The sequence below is a fragment of the Renibacterium salmoninarum ATCC 33209 genome (assembly GCF_000018885.1).
In the GTDB taxonomy this organism is placed as follows: Bacteria; Actinomycetota; Actinomycetes; order Actinomycetales; family Micrococcaceae; genus Renibacterium; species Renibacterium salmoninarum.
Genome location: NC_010168.1, coordinates 94,774 through 110,852, shown reverse-complemented (window position 1 = coordinate 110,852; position 16,079 = coordinate 94,774). Strand labels below are relative to the sequence as shown.

20 protein-coding genes and 2 pseudogenes are annotated in these 16,079 nt (G+C 55.5%); 4 read left to right on the top strand and 18 right to left on the bottom strand.

Features of this window, described 5'->3' with window-relative positions; translation table 11 throughout:
• Positions 1 to 526 precede the first annotated feature (526 nt).
• From RSAL33209_RS00545 to RSAL33209_RS00535, 3 genes and pseudogenes are all read left to right on the top strand, one after another.
• Positions 527 to 1,508 (top strand): annotated as a pseudogene (locus RSAL33209_RS00545) (IS3 family transposase); the annotation flags it as partial.
• Between the two features lie 51 nt (positions 1,509 to 1,559).
• Positions 1,560 to 2,132, top strand: a pseudogene (locus RSAL33209_RS00540) (G1 family glutamic endopeptidase); the annotation flags it as partial.
• Positions 2,133 to 2,198: 66 nt separating this feature from the next.
• On the top strand, positions 2,199 to 2,855 hold the full coding sequence (locus tag RSAL33209_RS00535) for a LysR substrate-binding domain-containing protein (RefSeq protein WP_041684244.1): 657 nt from the start codon (positions 2,199 to 2,201) through the stop codon (positions 2,853 to 2,855).
• 14 nt (positions 2,856 to 2,869) lie between these two features.
• On the opposite strand, the gene RSAL33209_RS18370 is transcribed toward RSAL33209_RS00535, so the two are convergent.
• A complete protein-coding gene (locus tag RSAL33209_RS18370; protein WP_233494239.1) occupies positions 2,870 to 3,142 on the bottom strand; it encodes a MarR family winged helix-turn-helix transcriptional regulator in 273 nt (90 codons plus the stop codon).
• A gap of 30 nt (positions 3,143 to 3,172) precedes the next feature.
• On the bottom strand, positions 3,173 to 3,355 hold the full coding sequence (locus tag RSAL33209_RS18365; RefSeq protein WP_049758734.1) for a hypothetical protein: 183 nt from the start codon (positions 3,353 to 3,355) through the stop codon (positions 3,173 to 3,175).
• A 16-nt stretch (positions 3,356 to 3,371) separates the two neighbouring features.
• Between RSAL33209_RS18365 and RSAL33209_RS00525 the strand changes: the two genes are divergently transcribed.
• Positions 3,372 to 5,606, top strand: coding sequence for an MMPL family transporter (locus RSAL33209_RS00525; protein ID WP_012243591.1), 2,235 nt, complete (start codon positions 3,372 to 3,374; stop codon positions 5,604 to 5,606).
• Here the strand turns inward: RSAL33209_RS00525 and RSAL33209_RS00520 are convergent.
• The 16 genes from RSAL33209_RS00520 to RSAL33209_RS18350 form a co-directional block, all read right to left on the bottom strand.
• On the bottom strand, positions 5,603 to 6,052 hold the full coding sequence (locus tag RSAL33209_RS00520; protein WP_012243589.1) for a Dps family protein: 450 nt from the start codon (positions 6,050 to 6,052) through the stop codon (positions 5,603 to 5,605). The genes RSAL33209_RS00525 and RSAL33209_RS00520 overlap by 4 nt on opposite strands.
• 45 nt (positions 6,053 to 6,097) lie before the next feature.
• Positions 6,098 to 7,096 carry a bile acid:sodium symporter family protein gene (locus tag RSAL33209_RS00515; RefSeq protein WP_012243588.1) on the bottom strand — a complete coding sequence of 333 codons (999 nt, stop codon included), beginning with the start codon at positions 7,094 to 7,096 and terminating at the stop codon, positions 6,098 to 6,100.
• 74 nt (positions 7,097 to 7,170) lie between these two features.
• The gene (locus tag RSAL33209_RS00510; protein ID WP_012243587.1) at positions 7,171 to 7,851 is read right to left on the bottom strand and encodes an SOS response-associated peptidase; all 681 of its coding nucleotides are present in this window, start codon (positions 7,849 to 7,851) and stop codon (positions 7,171 to 7,173) included.
• A gap of 182 nt (positions 7,852 to 8,033) precedes the next feature.
• A complete protein-coding gene (locus tag RSAL33209_RS00505; protein WP_012243586.1) occupies positions 8,034 to 8,873 on the bottom strand; it encodes a sugar phosphate isomerase/epimerase family protein in 840 nt (279 codons plus the stop codon).
• A complete protein-coding gene (locus tag RSAL33209_RS00500) occupies positions 8,873 to 10,129 on the bottom strand; it encodes an alpha-L-fucosidase (RefSeq protein WP_169305774.1) in 1,257 nt (418 codons plus the stop codon). Before RSAL33209_RS00500 ends, RSAL33209_RS00505 begins: the two co-directional genes overlap by 1 nt.
• A 120-nt stretch (positions 10,130 to 10,249) precedes the next feature.
• Positions 10,250 to 11,710, bottom strand: coding sequence for a DUF2264 domain-containing protein (locus RSAL33209_RS00495; RefSeq protein ID WP_158539272.1), 1,461 nt, complete (start codon positions 11,708 to 11,710; stop codon positions 10,250 to 10,252).
• A gap of 38 nt (positions 11,711 to 11,748) precedes the next feature.
• Positions 11,749 to 12,234 (bottom strand): DUF2264 domain-containing protein, encoded by a 486-nt coding sequence (locus RSAL33209_RS19075; protein WP_012243583.1) that lies wholly within the window; start codon positions 12,232 to 12,234, stop codon positions 11,749 to 11,751.
• 53 nt (positions 12,235 to 12,287) lie between these two features.
• On the bottom strand, positions 12,288 to 12,731 hold the full coding sequence (locus RSAL33209_RS15685) for a hypothetical protein (protein ID WP_012243582.1): 444 nt from the start codon (positions 12,729 to 12,731) through the stop codon (positions 12,288 to 12,290).
• Positions 12,728 to 13,771: an ABC transporter substrate-binding protein gene (locus tag RSAL33209_RS00490; RefSeq protein WP_158539271.1), complete on the bottom strand. Its 1,044-nt coding sequence runs from the start codon at positions 13,769 to 13,771 to the stop codon at positions 12,728 to 12,730. Before RSAL33209_RS00490 ends, RSAL33209_RS15685 begins: the two co-directional genes overlap by 4 nt.
• Positions 13,749 to 13,913: a hypothetical protein gene (locus RSAL33209_RS17720; RefSeq protein WP_158539270.1), complete on the bottom strand. Its 165-nt coding sequence runs from the start codon at positions 13,911 to 13,913 to the stop codon at positions 13,749 to 13,751. Before RSAL33209_RS17720 ends, RSAL33209_RS00490 begins: the two co-directional genes overlap by 23 nt.
• Positions 13,914 to 13,939: 26 nt before the next feature.
• Entirely contained in the window at positions 13,940 to 14,131 is a 192-nt protein-coding gene (locus RSAL33209_RS17910) for a hypothetical protein (RefSeq protein WP_199533183.1), read from the bottom strand.
• Positions 14,128 to 14,511 carry a carbohydrate ABC transporter permease gene (locus RSAL33209_RS17905; RefSeq protein WP_199533182.1) on the bottom strand — a complete coding sequence of 128 codons (384 nt, stop codon included), beginning with the start codon at positions 14,509 to 14,511 and terminating at the stop codon, positions 14,128 to 14,130. The genes RSAL33209_RS17910 and RSAL33209_RS17905 overlap by 4 nt, the downstream gene beginning before the upstream one ends.
• Before the next feature lie 86 nt (positions 14,512 to 14,597).
• Positions 14,598 to 14,876 (bottom strand): hypothetical protein, encoded by a 279-nt coding sequence (locus RSAL33209_RS17900; protein ID WP_199533181.1) that lies wholly within the window; start codon positions 14,874 to 14,876, stop codon positions 14,598 to 14,600.
• Complete coding sequence (locus tag RSAL33209_RS18360) at positions 14,857 to 15,222, bottom strand: ABC transporter permease subunit (RefSeq protein ID WP_233494368.1); 366 nt, start codon at positions 15,220 to 15,222, stop codon at positions 14,857 to 14,859. The genes RSAL33209_RS17900 and RSAL33209_RS18360 overlap by 20 nt, the downstream gene beginning before the upstream one ends.
• Complete coding sequence (locus RSAL33209_RS18355; protein ID WP_012243577.1) at positions 15,218 to 15,598, bottom strand: sugar ABC transporter permease; 381 nt, start codon at positions 15,596 to 15,598, stop codon at positions 15,218 to 15,220. The genes RSAL33209_RS18360 and RSAL33209_RS18355 overlap by 5 nt, the downstream gene beginning before the upstream one ends.
• Before the next feature lie 47 nt (positions 15,599 to 15,645).
• Positions 15,646 to 15,858, bottom strand: a complete 213-nt coding sequence (locus RSAL33209_RS18350; protein WP_012243576.1) for a sugar ABC transporter permease — start codon at positions 15,856 to 15,858, stop codon at positions 15,646 to 15,648.
• Positions 15,859 to 16,079 lie beyond the last annotated feature (221 nt).

Genomic DNA, 16,079 nt, shown 5'->3' with positions numbered 1-16,079 from the left:
ACTACCCACGTATTCAAATTTGTCAGTTGCTGTTGCGGAACCGTTAGGTGTAGAGACTTTAACCTCTATCGCGATGTGAACGTCCGTTCCCTGGCAGGACCATATTTTTTATAAACAAAAGAAGGTCCTTTGACCGCGTCGGGATTCCCATCAGGCTTGAATTCTTGGAAGTAAGCAGAATAACCACCATGTTCGAAAATGTTAACTCTGCTGTAGCCTTGAAGCGAGTTAAGGGGGCTGATGCAGGTTTGATGGGGTATTTCACCACTAGCCCTCAACCACAAAAAAAATTACCGCTGGTCTCTGTAGTTGGTTAGACTGTAACGAAGTTATAAGCGATTTGAATCGCCCCGGGTTTCATGCACTCCCGGTTATGTGTGAAGCTGACAGCTTGGCGGCTTGGTTTCTAGCATAGTAGTTGGCTATTGCTTCGGCGGGCGGGATCTTTCCTAGGCGATGTATCAATCGTTCGTGGTTGTACCAGAACACCCACTCAGCAGTGATGATTTCCACGTCGGAGTGCTTCAGCTTTTGTCGCGGTCGAACTCGACCGCCACAACACTGATCGTGAAATACATCAAGGACCATGCCGGTCACCGCGAGAATAATGGATTGCGGTGGGGTGTCGAGTCGATCTGCCAGGTGCTTACTGGGACGGGGTGAAGACCACCCCGTCCACGTACTACGAATGGGTGGATAAAACACGATCTCACCGAGAACAACGTGATGAGGTGCTCAAGCCCGTGATCCAGAAGGTGTATGCCGCTAATTACGGGGTTTACGGCACCAGGAAAGTCTGGTTGGCGATGAACCGTGAAGGTGTGCCGGTGGCCAGGTGCACGGTAGAACGGCTCATGGGGTTACTTGGCATACAGGGTGTGGTCCGTGGCAAGGTCAAACGCACCACGATCAAAGACTCGAAGGCGGCCCGAGCGAAGGACTTGGTCCGCCGTGATTTCACACCAACGGCACCGGATCGGCTATGGGTAGATGATTTCACCTATGTTTCGACCTGGTCCGGGTGGGTCTATGTTGCCTTCGTGATCGATGCTTACTCTCGGAGGATCCTGGGCTGGTCAGCGAGTGCTTCTATGAACACCGTGCTAGTGCTCAACGCAGTTAATCAGGCAATCTGGAGTCGTGAACGGGCCGGGGCTGAGATTTCCGGGGTGATTCATCATCACGATGCCGGGGCTCAATACGCCTCCTTGGCCTTCACCGAACGCCTGGCCCAGGCCGGTATCCGCCCCTCGATCGGTTCTGTGGGTGATAGTTACGACAACGTCTTGGCGGAAACCATCAACGGGCTTTATAAGACCGAGCTGATCAAACCCGGCAAGCCCTGGCGGACTCTAGAAGAAGTCGAAATCGGCACCGCTGAATGGGCCGATTGGTACAACCACCGAAGGCTCTACCAGTACTGCGGAGACATCCCACCAGTAGAGCTAGAAAACCACTACTACAATCACTACCAGAGCACGGCAGCCGCCGACAGGCTCATCGTCTGAGAAACCCTCCGGACACACCGGAGCGATTCAGTCTCGCATAACGCAAAGTTCTCTAGCGTCAAGGCAAGCTGGACGGTGCCAAACCTCAGCTGTCCATCATCTGGATTCCAGTCTTCCTACCTGTGGATTGGGCTTGGCGGTTGGAACGATGACAAGGCTTTAGAACAAGTTGGTTCCGCGCAATGGTGCGATAACGGAACCGCGCACTATGGTTTGTTCGCCGAGTTTTGGCCGGACGGTCCCATTGCCGGAGACGGCGGCGAATACTCCGGATATCCGGTCAAGCCCGGCGATAAACTTGATGCCAGCGTGACCAGGCTAGCTAATGGCCAGTACCGGCTGAAAGAAGTTTCTAGCCGCGGTTGGACCTATACCAAGGACGGCAATGCACCAGGGAGTTCCGCTGGAAACCTGACTGCTGAAGTCATCGCTGAACCGCCGTATCGCCAGGCATATGGTGAGCCCTTGGCCAATTTCGGCACCGTGGATTTTAGTAATATTTCCATCACTTCCGACGGTTCGCCCAGCCCCACTTTGTATGACGTGCAGTACAACAACGTCAAAAAGACCGAAGCGAGCAAGTCGAGCAGCAGCGCGCTGCGCGTCAAATGGCTGCACGCCTAGTCTGAAGAACTGGTGCAGTGCCGCAACGATGTTTGGGGCACCGCACCAGTGACGCACTAGGCTGTGATGGTGTTACGCATCGCCTTCGTTCCCGGAGTGAGCCCGGACAAATGGTTCCGTCGCTGGGCTGAACGGCATCCCCGTCATCCGGTGGAAGCCGTTCCGATCAGTATCGAAGAGCAGCGCGAGGTGCTTTTTGACGGGCGAGCAGATCTTTGCCTACTCCGGCCACCAGTGGATCGCGAAAACCTGCATCTGATTCCGCTCTATACCGAGGTTGCGGTGGTTGCAGCCCCTAAAGATCATGCTGCGATGGCTTTTGATGAGTTAACGCTGGCTGATTTGGCCGATGAAAACCTACTCGACGATGCTAGCGTTCCCGGTCACCATGGCACGGAAGCGATTCTGGATCTGGTCGCGGCCGACGTCGGGCTTTACCTCTTGCCGCAGTCTGAAGCGAGGCACTACAACCGCAAGGATCTGAGCTTCCGCCCGGTAACCGATGCGCCCGAGTATCCGGTGGCGATTGCTTGGTTGGCTGAACGCGAAGAGGACGATATTGAAGAATTTATTGGCATAGTTCGCGGTCGAACAGCTAATACCTCGCGTAACGCTAGGGCTGAGGAAGCCCCAGCGAAAAAGAAACCGGTGCGCAAACCTACTCAACCGACCAAGCGTAAACCGCAAAATCAAGCTCGACGGCGGCCTGGTAAACGACGCTAGGCGCTCACGATGGCTTAAGAACGTCGTCCTCCGCGCTTTGGGTGGCTGCTGTCATCTCGCTGATGAACCGGCTGATGAGACTTAGATCTGTGGCACTGTAAACCCTGCATTGCCAGGCTTAGGTGTCGGGCAAGCGGTCCGAAGAGAGCTCGACCGGTTTGCTTTGCTTTCTCAGTACTTGCCAGTTGGACTTGCCGGCGGTCTGTTCCGCTTCGTCGTCGTTCCACGTGTCCGGCCCGGTCTAGGCGGTCGATCAGTGCTGTGGTGGCTGGTGAGCTTAGGTTCAAAGCTTGACCAAGTTTGCCAGGCGTCGCCGCCTAACCGTTGCGATCGAACCTCGCCAAATGAGCTAGCGCATTGAGGTCTGTTCGGTGCAGACCTGCCCCGGCGCCCACGGTTTCGATGAAATGCTCGGTTTGTACCGTTAACTCTTGCAGCAACAGCAGAAGCGTTGCGCTGAGCTGCCGATGACTGTCGCTATTTGTTTCGGAATCATTCATAGGTATTATCTCCATCATGGAGAGACTTGATGTTGGACGTACAGCCCATCATCCGGCACCTGTGGCTGCCAGCACAACTGATGAGCGTACCGATAGGCAAGATTGGAATCCGCGTCGCTGGCTGCGGATCGTTTTGCCTTCGATTTTGATTGTTCTCTGGTTACTTGCGGCGTCATTTGGTGGCCCAACCTTTGGCAAACTTTCCGGGGTTTCTACGAATGATCAATCGAGTTTTTTGCCGGCCAGCGCAGAGTCCACTGAGGCAGGGGAATGGCAGAAAAAGTTCTCAGATTCGTCGGCAATTCCAGCTATTGGCTTGCTTACTTCTGAAACTAAACTGAGTTCGGAGCAGCTTGCTGGCATCGCCCAGCTGGTAACAAAGATCAGTTCTGTTCCTGGAGTGCAAGGCCACTCGGAACAGACTTCCAGCTCAGTGATTGGGCCCATGCCGTCGCAGGATGGCAAGGCCTCGGAATTAATCATTCCCATCTCTGACACGAAGAACCTTAAAACAGTTGTCGGAGCGCTCCGGAGCGCACTGGAAGAAAATGCGCCTGATGGGTTGAAGACCTTTGTTACCGGCCCTGCCGGGCTGAGCGCGGATCTAGTGAGCGCTTTCGGTGGAATCGACGGCATCTTGCTGATTGTCGCTTTGGCCGCAGTCTTGGTCATTCTCTTGATTGTTTATCGTTCAGTGGTCTTGCCGTTTTTGGTGTTGCTAACTTCAGTCTTTGCTCTCACCGCATCGATTCTTTTGATTTACACTTTGGCAAGTTGGGGATGGATAACTCTCAACGGACAAAGCCAAGGCATCTTGAGTATTTTGGTGATTGGCGCTGCCACCGACTATTCACTTTTGCTGGTTTCTCGATTCCGTGAAGCGCTGCATGAGGTAGATAACCGTTGGGCTGCCCTCGGCCGAGCGTTCAAAGCGTCTTGGGAGCCGATTTTGGCCTCGGGTGGCACCGTAGTGGTGGCCTTGCTGTGCTTACTGGTCTCTGATTTGAACTCCAACCGCAGCCTTGGGCCGATCGCAGCGATCGGCATCCTGTTCTCGTTAGCGGCGGCCTTGACCCTGCTTCCGGCGCTGCTTGCGATATTTGGCCGAGTAGCCTTTTGGCCTTTTATGCCCAAGCAGACGGCTGGCCATCATCGGCATGCCGCTCAATCTGCGGAGCTAGCTGGATTAGCAGGTATTTCCGGGCTGTGGAAACGAATCGGCACGCTGATCGGACGGCGTCCTCGGGCTAGTTGGCTGATCGCGGTAGTGGTTTTGCTCGCGGGTGCGGCCGGAGTACTGCAGCTCCAAGCAAATGGCGTACCGCACACCGCGTTGATTCTTAAGCAATCCAATGCTGTAGACGGGCAAAAGGCTTTAGGCGAACATTTCGACGCCGGCAGTGGTAGCCCGATTGTTGTCATCACGCAGGCTTCGGCTCAAGATCAAATACTTCAAACCATTAAAAATTCAGCTGACTTCTCGGCTGCTTCCGTGTACCAAGGAGCTGGTCGCCCCGATCCTGCGGCACCCGAGATTGTCAAAGACGGCCGAGTTTTGGTCAATGCCACGCTCACGTCGGCCGCGGATTCCGCGCAGGCAGAGCAAGCTGTGAAAGGTTTACGTTCTAAACTTTCCACGCTGGATAGTTCGGCGCTCATCGGCGGGGTCACCGCGGTCGCCTTGGACACAAATACCACTGCACAGAGTGATTTATTCAAGATCATTCCCTTGGTACTGGCAGTGATCTTACTGATCTTGATGCTGCTTTTGCGTTCGGTGCTTGCGCCAGTACTGCTGATTGGCTCAGTGGTCCTGAGTTACCTAGCCGCGCTAGGAGTCTCGGCACTGGTTTTTAACCACATCTTTGGTTTCCCCGGCGCGGATGCTTCCGTGCCGCTATTCGGATTCGTTTTCCTCGTGGCACTGGGAGTCGACTACAACATTTTCTTGATGACTAGGGTTCGTGAAGAGTCACTTCGACTTGGTACTCGACCCGGAGTTCTCCGAGGTTTGGGCGTGACCGGTGGCGTGATCACTTCCGCTGGCGTCGTCCTTGCCGCGACATTTGCTGCGCTGGGCGTTATCCCGATTCTATTTCTTGCGCAGATTTCATTCATCGTCGCGTTCGGAGTGCTTTTGGACACCGTCATTGTGCGGTCAATTTTAGTTCCGGCCCTGGCCTATGATCTGGGCGGCACCATTTGGTGGCCCTCAGCGCTTTCACGCCGAGGGCCCGGAGTGAATGGCTAGGCGCTCATATTCTCAGCGCCGACCATCCAGGAGTACTGCTCGATCTTCTCGATGATTGCGTGCAGCAAGTCGGCCGACGTCGGGTCTTCCGCGTCGACGTCGTCGTGCACTCGACGTGCGGTTGCTGCGGTGGCATCTAGCCGCTCAACCACCAGATCGACAGCCTTGCCGGTATCTACCAAACCGGAGGGGAAGGCCGGTAGTGATGTGCTTGCCGCCACCGTTGCGGTTCGGCCATCTGGAACGGCGTGCAAAGCGCGCATCCGCTCAGCGATAGTGTCAGAAAATTCACGGGCGTCGGCAATTACTTCATCAAGCTGCAGTTGAAGATCACGGAAGTTCTTGCCAACAATGTTCCAGTGCGCTTGTTTGCCTTGGACATGGAGTTCAATCAAATCGACCAGAACGGCTTGCAGGTTTGCAGCCAGAGTTTCTGATGCTTGCATGTTGCTTGCTCCTGTTCACTCAACGAACGTCCTTACTCTTCGACACTATGCCTCGGAGCTGACAGTCTCAACTGAGGCTGTGCTCGGCAACGGTCTACGTGCCATGAACGCGGCAAAAATAGCCCCGGAGACGTTGTGCCATACCGAAAAGACTGCTGCTGGCAGTGCGGCAAGTGGTGAGAAGTGGGCGGTGGCTAACGAAGATGCTAAACCGGAATTCTGCATGCCAACTTCGAAAGCCAGTGCGCGCCGGGCTTTCGCATCGAGGCCGCCGAGCTTACCAGCTAGGCAACCCAGGCTGAGCCCAAAAGCGTTGTGCAAGACGACGGCCAAGAAAACCACGGCGGCCGCGCTAGCTAGTTTCGCGGCGCTGCCCGCTACGACGATCGCCACAATTATCGAGATGACCAGCGCCGAAAGCCAGGGTAGGGCTGGCAAAATAAAGTTAATCAGGCGCTTGAGTAATAAGCGGGCTAGAAGGCCGGAGATAACCGGGACCAACACGGTAATCGCGATGTCTAGCATCATGGCGCCGGCATTGATATTCAAAAAAGATCCCGCGAGCAGCAACATCAAGGCCGGAGTCACCAGCGGCGCCACCAGGGTGGAAACGGTAGCAACCGCTACTGAAAGCGCCACATCACCTTTGGCCAAATAGGCCATCACGTTCGACGCCGTTCCGCTGGGTGCGCAGCCAACCAGGATGACGCCAGCGGCCAACATGGGGTCTAAGTGCAGCATCGTGGCAATCAGCCAACCAGCCCCAGGCATGATCACGTAGTGCGCCACCAGGCCCAGGGCCACAGCCCAAGGCCGCTTGATCACCGAAGCAAAATCCGGCGGAGTAAGGGTCAAGCCCATACAGAACATCACGGTGCCTAGTAAATAGGGCACCGCGGGCGCCATGGGTGAGAAGGCGCCGGGAACCAAGAATCCTAGAACACCGGCGAGAATAACCAGAAGCGGGAAAACGGTCACCGCGATCCGGGCTCGGTGTTGTTCTTTGAGGTCAGAAGTGCTGGAAGCCGGGGTAGTCGTGGGCATTCTCCCACGCTTTCACTGATACCTTGCGGATGTCGCTCCCAGCAAGAAAGTTACGACCGCGGAATCTCCATGAACTACAGTTCCTGGATGATTTCTTCTGAGCTTTGCACTGCTTCTGCGACGAATTCCGCAGTCCCCTCTTGGTGCGGGATGATCCATTCTTCGATCCATTCGAACGGCAGACAGACCGGCGTCCGGGGGTGGATCTGTGCAACTTCGCCCGCTGCTGGCCTGGTCAGAATAGTCGTGGTCAAATGCCATTTGTTGGGATCATCGGCCGGTTTTTCCGGGTCAGCCCACCAAGAATAGAGGCCTGCGAAGAACAACAGTCCATTGGGATCCTGGACAAAATACGGGGTTTTCACAGTACCTTCTGTGTGGGTTTCGTAGTAGCCAGCGGCGGGCAAAATGGCTCGTTGCCGCTTGACTGGCCCGCGGAAAGACGCCAATTCGGTGACTGTTTCGCTGCGCGCATTGAAGGTGGGGTTTTTGCCGCGTAATTCTTTCGAGAACGACGGCGTGAGCCACCACTGTGCTGGCTCGGCCCTAAGTTTGGTTGGGCCGGTTGGATCGTTTCGGTCAAGAAGCGTTTCAACCAAGATCGGAACTTGTTCGGTTGGCCGGATGCTTTCTGAAAGCGTCCAGCCTGGCCGCCAATCGTGCGGCGCTTGACCAGTCGCCATCACAAACTCAATGATCATGTCGTTGACTTCGGAGTCGATCGCGTATCTTCCGCACATCTTCTCAGTATCCACGTTGGCGCTGATTTCTGAAAAGTGCAGTCAGCTAGTTTCTGTGATTTTTGCGCTCTTGGCGAGACCAAATCAGAGGAACGGCAACACCAGTTTCGAATAGTCAGTCTTCACTCGTGCCGGGCAGATTGAGCTTGTTGCGGTCCCTGCCAATGATCATGATTTCGATCCCGGCCGTGCTGTCATCAGAATTCCTTCTTGGTGATTGGTTCAAGTTCGGGCTGAGTGCCGAAAAGTTCTAGCTTTTGCAGCGCGGCTAAAGCATCTTCCAAGGCTGGCAGCTCAGGATTCCACGCGAGCTCCCATTCCAGTGAGAACCACTGCTCAGGTCCGACGAGTTGCACAGCCTCACGCAACGGCAGCTCCCCGTCGCCCGGTAAGGTCAACCCGCCGTCGTTATGTAAGTCTTTCAACTGCAGGTAGCCAAGCCACGGCTTGAGCGCAGAATAGGTCTCGGCTAGCTGCTCACCGGCTTGCCAGCTATGCCGAAGGTCCCAAATCACCCGGAAATTATGGTCTGGAAGTTCTGCCTCCAACAGCCGCATTACTCTGCCGATATCTGCACCATTGCGGGACTGATCGTGAGTTTCAAGCAAGATTTGTACCCCGCTGCCTTGAGCTGCCAAACTCAGTGCGGCAAGGCCGTTGAGCAGCTGTTCATCGCTTTGCACAGTGGTGTTGAGTGTGCTGACGCCACCGGGGAAAACCCGAAGTCCGCCTGCTTGCAGGTCGGCCGCGAGCGAGATCATCGCTGCCGCCTCACTGCTGGTCACTTCACTTTTGCTCGCTGGCGGTTCGTTTTGGCCCAGAAGCCGCAGATAACTTGCCACGCTGAGCAGTCTCAGGTCATGGTTTTCCAAGGCTTGGCGAAGATTGCGGCGGTCGACGGCGGTCAAGCCCGGGTGAACTAGTTGGCCCTCACCGGAGCGCAGTTCCAGACCTTTGATCGCAAAGCGTTGGGCAAGGCGCAAGACTTCCGGCAAATCTGCGTCTGGGCAACCCAAAGTGGAGAAGGCTAACGGCATTAGTTCACCACATCCGGGTTCGGTTCCTGCCAGTCTTCGGCCCAGCCTTCGGCACTGTCCAGAGCCCCGGTAACAAGGGCAAACGCTAGGATGTGTGGCTGGCAGCTGGTGAGGTCTATTTCAATGATCGACCTTTCCAATTCCCGCAGCACAAAACCTCTGCTTGCTGCGGACAGGGCTGTGCAGCTAAGCAATCGCCGTCCCGCAGGTAGGTTGATCCTGATTCGTTTCGAAATCGGGAGTTTGGTTACCGTGGCGTAAACCGTATCTGGATCGCTTCCTTGTGAGAAGTATCCCCAGCCCGGGTAGGCCCACGCTGCGGCCAGGCCCTTGCCGTATACGGCGTCGCCATTTTCGCGAAGCCACTGGCCAATTTCCTTCGCCAGCTCAACTTCACTCGGTTCAAGTGAGCCGTTGCCGGTGGGGCCAAAGTTCAAAAGAAGATTGCCACCCAAAGAGACGCAGTGCGCCAGCATGTCGATAATCTCGGCAGAGTTCTTTACCGTCTGACTTGCCCAAGGGCCTGCGTGGTGCCCCCAGCTGGCCTGCGGGATGGTCATACAAGCTTCCCAATCTTGTATGACCACCGTCCGATCCCACGGCTCGGGCAGCCGACGTTCATAACCACTTTCATAATCGCCCATCAGGAATCCGTTCGAATCCCGGTGTCGGGAACCCAAGTCGTCCGCACGGAGCCTACTGCTCACAATGAGTCCGGGAATGATCGCTTTAAGTCGCTGTTCAACGTGCCAAGTCCATTGCCCATTTGCCTTGACCGATTCGTCCCAAGTGCCATCGAACCAGAACCCTTTGACCGTCGGGTAGCGAGTGGCAAGTTCTTCCAATTGGTTCAAAGCGAAGTCCAGGTAACGGGTAAAGGCCACTTCATCCTCGGCATTTTCTAGCCGGTAACGCCAATCCGGATGATGCCAATCCAGCACTGAGTAGTAGAGGTAGACCTCTACGCCGAGATTTTCATAGGCGGCCAAAAGCTCAGCCAAAACGTCACAACCTACAGCAGCATTGCCAACGTGAAAATCGGTGTACTCGCTGGGCCAGAGGCAAAAACCTTCGTGATGTTTGGTGGTGATGGTGACGTACTTAACGCCAGCGTCGACCGCAATGCGGGCCCACTCCTGCGCATCGAAAGCTTCAATGCTGAACTCTGCTGCCAGCTTGGCCCATTCTGGTTCTGGAATCCCGGCGGTCTGAGGCAGGAACTCAGCAACAAATTTGTATTCTTTGCCCTGCCACACTCCGGCTGGTAAAGAGTAAGAGGCCCCAATGGATGAATTGGCCAAAGCGATTGGCCCGGAATTTCTGCATCGCTGGGTCTTGGCGCGGATGCTTCCTGGTCGCGCCATATTTGAGCTCGATCATGCCGTCACCGCCACGATTGGCTGCGTCAAGATCCCGTCCCAGGGCACGAAGTCGGCAATATCAATCGTGCCAGATGGGCCATCACACCAACGCCAACTCACCGTACTGCCGGAAACTTTGACGGCGACTACCTCGGCAGCGGTTTTGGGCAGTTCACGTTCAACAGTCAAGGAGTGCAGTGCTACGTAACAGCTAGTTTCGCTGCTTCCTGGTGCCGTGAGAAAAGCCGCCGCTGAGTGCTTTCCAAGCGCATTACATCCTTGGTACCGAGCCACCTCAGCCTGTTCCCAACCATGAATTCCTAGCAAAGAAGACCGGAGCAGGCCTTGTTCTAGTCGGACGCTTGTTGTTTGAATTTGTTGCGTGGGTGGGGTGTTGCCAGCCAAGGCGAAGCTACCTTCGCGCACCGTATAACCGGCCGAGCCATGCACCAGATGACAACGCAGCTCGTGTGGACCATGCAATATCGAGAGGGTGAGCACTGCGCTGCCGGGCAAGGTTTTGCCGTTTACCTGGGGCAGATGTACCGAACCGCTGAGCGCTCCGTCGGTGCGAAACCCGCGGATGGCGCAGCGTCGGCTCGCCAGCCCATTCTGATCGACTAACGCTAGCTGGCCATCAATATTATCGGCCCAGGCAGCATCGGTCCCCGGTGCGGTATGTGAGCTGTAACTGAACTTAGCGTGGTGCGGATCGTCCGGGTCCTGCCCGGAATCTGCCGAGAGCCAACAATGGTCGCTGCCATGATTGGCCATTCTGAAAATCCCGTCAGCTCGGCTTAGTGACCAACCGACCTCGGGCAAACTCGAGACGGCATCAAGCGGTGGCTGTGGCTCAGGCTCAGAATCTGTCCAGACTGGGTGATCGGCAGGCAGCGCGAGGCCCAAGAATCCTATTCCGGCAAGAAAGGGCGAACCGAAGCCGCTGTAGCTTTGGCAGCTGCCACGATGCTGGCCGTACCAGCCCAGACTTAGCGGTTGCTCAACTCCGACGCCCTCAGTGACAAAACGCGAGCGCACCGAGGAAGCCAATTTTCGGCTCGCGCCCGCTGCGATCGTTGGCGAGGTATTGCTGTCTGCTGAAACAGCGCACCAGAGCGCAGCTAAAGCCGCAGTGCGGTAGGTCAGTGACCGGCCAAAATGCAGCAGCGCGCCGTCGTCGGCAACGAAATCTGCAAACCCGGCAACAAATTCATTCAATCTGCCGGTATGCCGTTCAGCTTCGGCACTGTGCTGGCGGTCCGTCAGCCGATACCAGGCCGAAAGATAGGGGTGAATCGCCCAAGCGTTGTAGTAGTCAAAAGCATGTTCGGGTCCGTCGGTGTACCAGCCATCGCCGGCATACCATCCCTCCACCCGGGCCACATTTCGCGCCCCGGTAAGTCCGCGGGTGTCCTCACCAACCGAGTGCAGAAAAGCTTCAGCCATAGCGGGGAAAGCTTCCAGTTGTTCTGCCAAACCTCCAAACTTGCGTGGTGTTTCAACCAGGCGGCAACTTATGATTTCTCTTGCCGAGAAAGCGGCTCCCATAAAAGTTCCGGGCAGACGGACAGGCTGAAGGAAATATTCGCCGCTTCCACGATCGAATTGGTCACGCCCTGCAAAGGAGTGCGGCAAGCAACCCCTTTCGGCCAAGCCTCAGGCCCAGCCGGCGCGGTGCCGCTGACCAGAGCCTGCCGGTACCAATCAGCCAAACTGGATGCCGATTCACGCTCGGCAACAGAGCTGGCCGGATGGTGCGCGCCGGCAATCCGCGGGGCAGCCAGAAGCAAGCTCCGGCCGATGATTTCCATTCCTTCACGCCGCACGCCATCTCGGGTCACCGGTCCCGGTAACACCGGCAATGCGTGACCGGGACTTCCGGCGGCAATCACGGGTGCCAGCCACTGATCGGCGGTGCGCCACCAGTGTTCCCGAGTCCAACCGGTACTCGGCGAAAGATTCATATCAAGAGCGGGCAAAGTAAACGGTTGATCCGTCATGCTGCAGGCACTTCCTCCTCAATTGGCTTGCTAATTCATGCTGGCAAAACTACTTAGTCAAAAGCTTCTGGTATTCGCCGCGGATCGTGTCGCCATCTGATTGCTTCCATTTGGTCACCGCACTCTTGACGTCGTCCATCGATTGCCGGCCCGCGACAAAGCCCTTGACGGCGTCCCAATACGCTGCCTTTGGCCGCATCAGTGGAGCTGAACAGGTTGGCGCACGGGTTTGCTGAGGCACCTGGAATGAGCTTTTGATAGGCCGAGTGCAAAGCGTCGACGGCGGCTTTATCGGTTGGGCTGTAAATTGCCTGTTGCGGTGCCGCAACGAACTTCCACGGAACTCCAGTGTGCTGTTGCGCTTGCGGGGTGGCTTGGGGGTTTCCTTTGGCATCCAGCACATAATCGGTGCCAGCCGAGCCGTAGTTGATCAGCAAGTACTCTTCGCTACCAAAGGGCGCGGCCAGGAAATTTGCCACGGCGAGAAGATCCTTCACCTTGTTTGACTCAGCCTTTTCCCCATGGTGGTGCCCACTACTACATTGTCGATCCAAGCTTGACCTTTGCCGCCGTCGTGCCCGAAGGGGAGGATCGGCAGTGCCTTATAACTGGCATTAGCTTGTGGCAGGCTTTGCGCATAACCGGTGCTGCTGAGGTACGCGGGTAGGCCGTCGTAGATCATGGTGACTTTCCCGGAAACGAAGGCATTGACCATCTGGCTCTTAGTCCAGCCATCGGAGCCAGGACAGTAGTAACCCGCTTTATAGAGCTCTGCGGCATACTCAATTGCCGCCAAGTATTCGTCGGTTTCGAAGTCCTTTACTAAATTTTTTTGGTCCCAGCGCCACTGGTACGGCGAGCGGAAAATGTGGTGCAGAGTTGGCAAGCCAAAGCCGGTGCTGCCAAGTGCCCATTGGTTTTGGTCGGGCCGAGTCAGCTCCTTCAGTAGCGCGGTGAAGTCGTCTTTGTTCTTGATCTTTTCGGTGGAATCCACCCCGGCTTGCTTCAGCAATGTTTCGTTGAAGAAGCCCGAGCCGCCCGTCAGGCCGCGAGGGATGGGCAGAAAGTAAATCTTCCCGGCCTGGACGCAGGCCTGCCAGTACACTTCTGGAATCGCAGCCAAGTTTGGATATTGTTTGATGTTCTCACCGCTGAGAAAAGGAGTCAGATCCGCGCAGCTGGACTCCAAGAATCCGACAATATCCTTGATAGCTACCGAGTCGTTGAACATCAGATCCGGCAGATTTCCGCTGGCTACCTGGGTATTGAACTTAGTGGCGTAGTCATCTGAGGAAACCGCAGTGAGTTCAATACTGCCGCCTAATCGCTTTTCAATCTCCTGCCAGGCCGGGTTGTTATCCCGCGAGTTAGCTACCGGGCCAAACAGCAGTGTGGTGGCACTATATTTCTGGCCGCTCAATGGCGCGCTAGTGACGGTTTTATAGGGAGCTGGATAGTTGTAGAACGCGGCTGGAACGCCATCACTGCTGCCCGGCAAATCTGGCGTGAAATCCTTAGCCGGCAAGTACTGCGGCAACGTGACTGGCCCTGCGCTCGCCGTTCCCGACGGCGCTCGCTGCCCACACCCAGCCAATACAGTTGTGCCGATTAAAGCGGCGCTTAAAGCCAGCCAGTCCCAAAAACGACCGACGGCTGGTGTTGTTCAAAAATTCAGTCATGATGTCCTTCGATAGCCGGGCTGAACTTAGCCTTTGACGGCGCCAATGAGAACGCCTTTGGTGAAGTAGCGCTGGAGAAATGGGAAGACTAAAACAATCGGGACCAAGCTGATAACCACAACGGCCATCTGGATTGTCTGGGAGGGCGCTGCGATCTCCGCAGTGTTGGCACCGTCGGTCATAGGCTGCCCTAGTAAGGCGTATTGCCGAAGGATCATCGGCAACGGCCACTGATCCGCATTGAGATAGAGCATGGCGCTGAAAATGCATTCCAGTAATTGACGGCGTAAAACAAACCAATGACGGCCAGAACTCCTTTGGACAGTGGCAGCACAATTCGGATGAGTATGCCAAAGTCGCCCACACCGTCGATCCTTGCCGCCTCTAACAATTCCTGTGGCAGGTTCTGGAAAAACGATCGGATGACGATCAAATTGAAGGCGGAGATCATTACGGGCAAGATCAGCGAAACGTAATTGTTGAGCAGCCCGAGTTCCTTCACCACGAGGAAGTTCGGGATGATTCCGGCGCTAAAGAGCATGGTGAAAAGGGCTGCAGTCAAGAAGAACTTGCCGCCGATGAGATCTTTCCTCGTCAATCCGTAAGCCATAGCTACCGTGATCGACAACGAACATGCTGTGCCCACCACGGTGATCAGGAGCGAACGGACCAGTGCGCTGGTTACTACCCCACCGGAGAATATCGTCTGATAAGCGTCCCAATTTGGGTGCAGCGGAAAAGCACCAGACCGTTGTTTTGTGCGATTTCTGTTTGGCCAGCAAAACTGGTGCCAAGCACGGCAAGCAGCGGGTAAAGCGTCAAGAATCCGATCAGTAGAATCAACAGGCCTTTGAAGATCAGGCTGATGGAATGCGGCTTTTCCTGCCATACCGGTCTGGAACTCAGGCGGCGAGCTGGTTGGCGAGCGGCAACCCGGCGACTATTAATGACGTTGTTTGCCACTGGCGTAGATCCCTTCATGTCCGAATTTATGGGCCAATTTGTTTGAGCCAAGAACCAATATCAGACCAATCGCGCCCTTGATCAGCCCGGCAGCCGCGGCAACACCCCACGGCCCGCCTTGGACGCCGTTGAAAAAGACATAAGTTTCCAAGACTTCTCCTGCCTGCGGCCCTACGTTGTCGCGTTGCAGCAGGATCTGCTCAAAGCCGACCGACAGGATGCTGCCTAGTTGCAAAATAAACAGCAATAAAATGACGGGGAAGATGCCGGGCAAGGTGATGTGAAACAGCCGGTGTCGAGCTTTCGCGCCATCGACGGCGGCTGCTTCGTAAAGTTCTTGATCAATGTTGGCGATTGCAGCCAGGAAAATGATGGTGCCCCAGCCGGAATCTTTCCAAAATGCTTTGCAAGGTGATGAGGAAGGGGAAGAACTCTGGTGTATTCATGGCGTTGAAGCCTGGTAGGCCCAATGACTGTAAGAAATGTGTCAGCGCGCCACCGGCACCGAGCATTTCAGAGAATAAGACGACGATGATCACCCAGCCGATGAAGTGCGGCAGGTAGATCACGCTCTGGATGAAGTTCCGAAGTCGTTTCGAGATGATGCTGTTGAGAAAAAGCGCCAACAGGATGGGCACGGGAAAGACCAGCACCAGTTGCACGACGGTAATTACTAGGGTGTTGCGGAAAGCGGCCCAGAATGCCGGGTCTGCAAAAAGCAAGACTAAAGTTATCTAGACCAACCCAAATGCTGTCGATAAAGCCAATATTATGGACGATAGTCCAGGAAGGCCACGATATTGCCGAGCAACGGGATGTAGTTGAACACCACGAAAAAGAGGAAGCCGGGCAACACCAGGGCCAACATGACTTTGTCGCGTCGGAGCCGTTGCCGAAAGCTGCGTTTGCGCAGCCGCGGGATGGATGCGTTGGGCGCTGTCTTCGACTTAGCTGGGGGTCGTGGCGGGCTCAATACGCTCATCCGCGAGCTTCCTTTTCGTCTCTGAGGTGGTTTGAAAATACCTAGTAAGCGTTTTCTATTTTGCTCAGTATGCCCTCAGGGCCATGTGATGTCAATCACATGGTCCTGAGACTATCCTTATATCTATTGACTTGATTACTGTTGAGTAAAGCTGTGATTAGATGACTAGGATAGAAAACGTTTACATATAGGTGTGAGACCTCCGCATCACACCACGACCC

What these genes read in the sequence shown, in the direction of transcription:
- RSAL33209_RS00525 (WP_012243591.1), top strand. Translation starts at nt 3,372, where the DNA reads ATGGAGAGACTTGATGTTGGACGTACAGCCCATCATCCGGCACCTGTG.
- RSAL33209_RS00535 (WP_041684244.1), top strand. Translation starts at nt 2,199, where the DNA reads ATGGTGTTACGCATCGCCTTCGTTCCCGGAGTGAGCCCGGACAAATGG.
- RSAL33209_RS18365 (WP_049758734.1), bottom strand. Translation starts at nt 3,355, where the DNA reads ATGAATGATTCCGAAACAAATAGCGACAGTCATCGGCAGCTCAGCGCA.
- RSAL33209_RS18350 (WP_012243576.1), bottom strand. Translation starts at nt 15,858, where the DNA reads ATGAGCGTATTGAGCCCGCCACGACCCCCAGCTAAGTCGAAGACAGCG.
- RSAL33209_RS19075 (WP_012243583.1), bottom strand. Translation starts at nt 12,234, where the DNA reads ATGACGGATCAACCGTTTACTTTGCCCGCTCTTGATATGAATCTTTCG.
- RSAL33209_RS00515 (WP_012243588.1), bottom strand. Translation starts at nt 7,096, where the DNA reads ATGCCCACGACTACCCCGGCTTCCAGCACTTCTGACCTCAAAGAACAA.
- RSAL33209_RS17720 (WP_158539270.1), bottom strand. Translation starts at nt 13,913, where the DNA reads ATGACTGAATTTTTGAACAACACCAGCCGTCGGTCGTTTTTGGGACTG.
- RSAL33209_RS00505 (WP_012243586.1), bottom strand. Translation starts at nt 8,873, where the DNA reads ATGCCGTTAGCCTTCTCCACTTTGGGTTGCCCAGACGCAGATTTGCCG.
- RSAL33209_RS17910 (WP_199533183.1), bottom strand. Translation starts at nt 14,131, where the DNA reads ATGATCCTTCGGCAATACGCCTTACTAGGGCAGCCTATGACCGACGGT.
- RSAL33209_RS00520 (WP_012243589.1), bottom strand. Translation starts at nt 6,052, where the DNA reads ATGCAAGCATCAGAAACTCTGGCTGCAAACCTGCAAGCCGTTCTGGTC.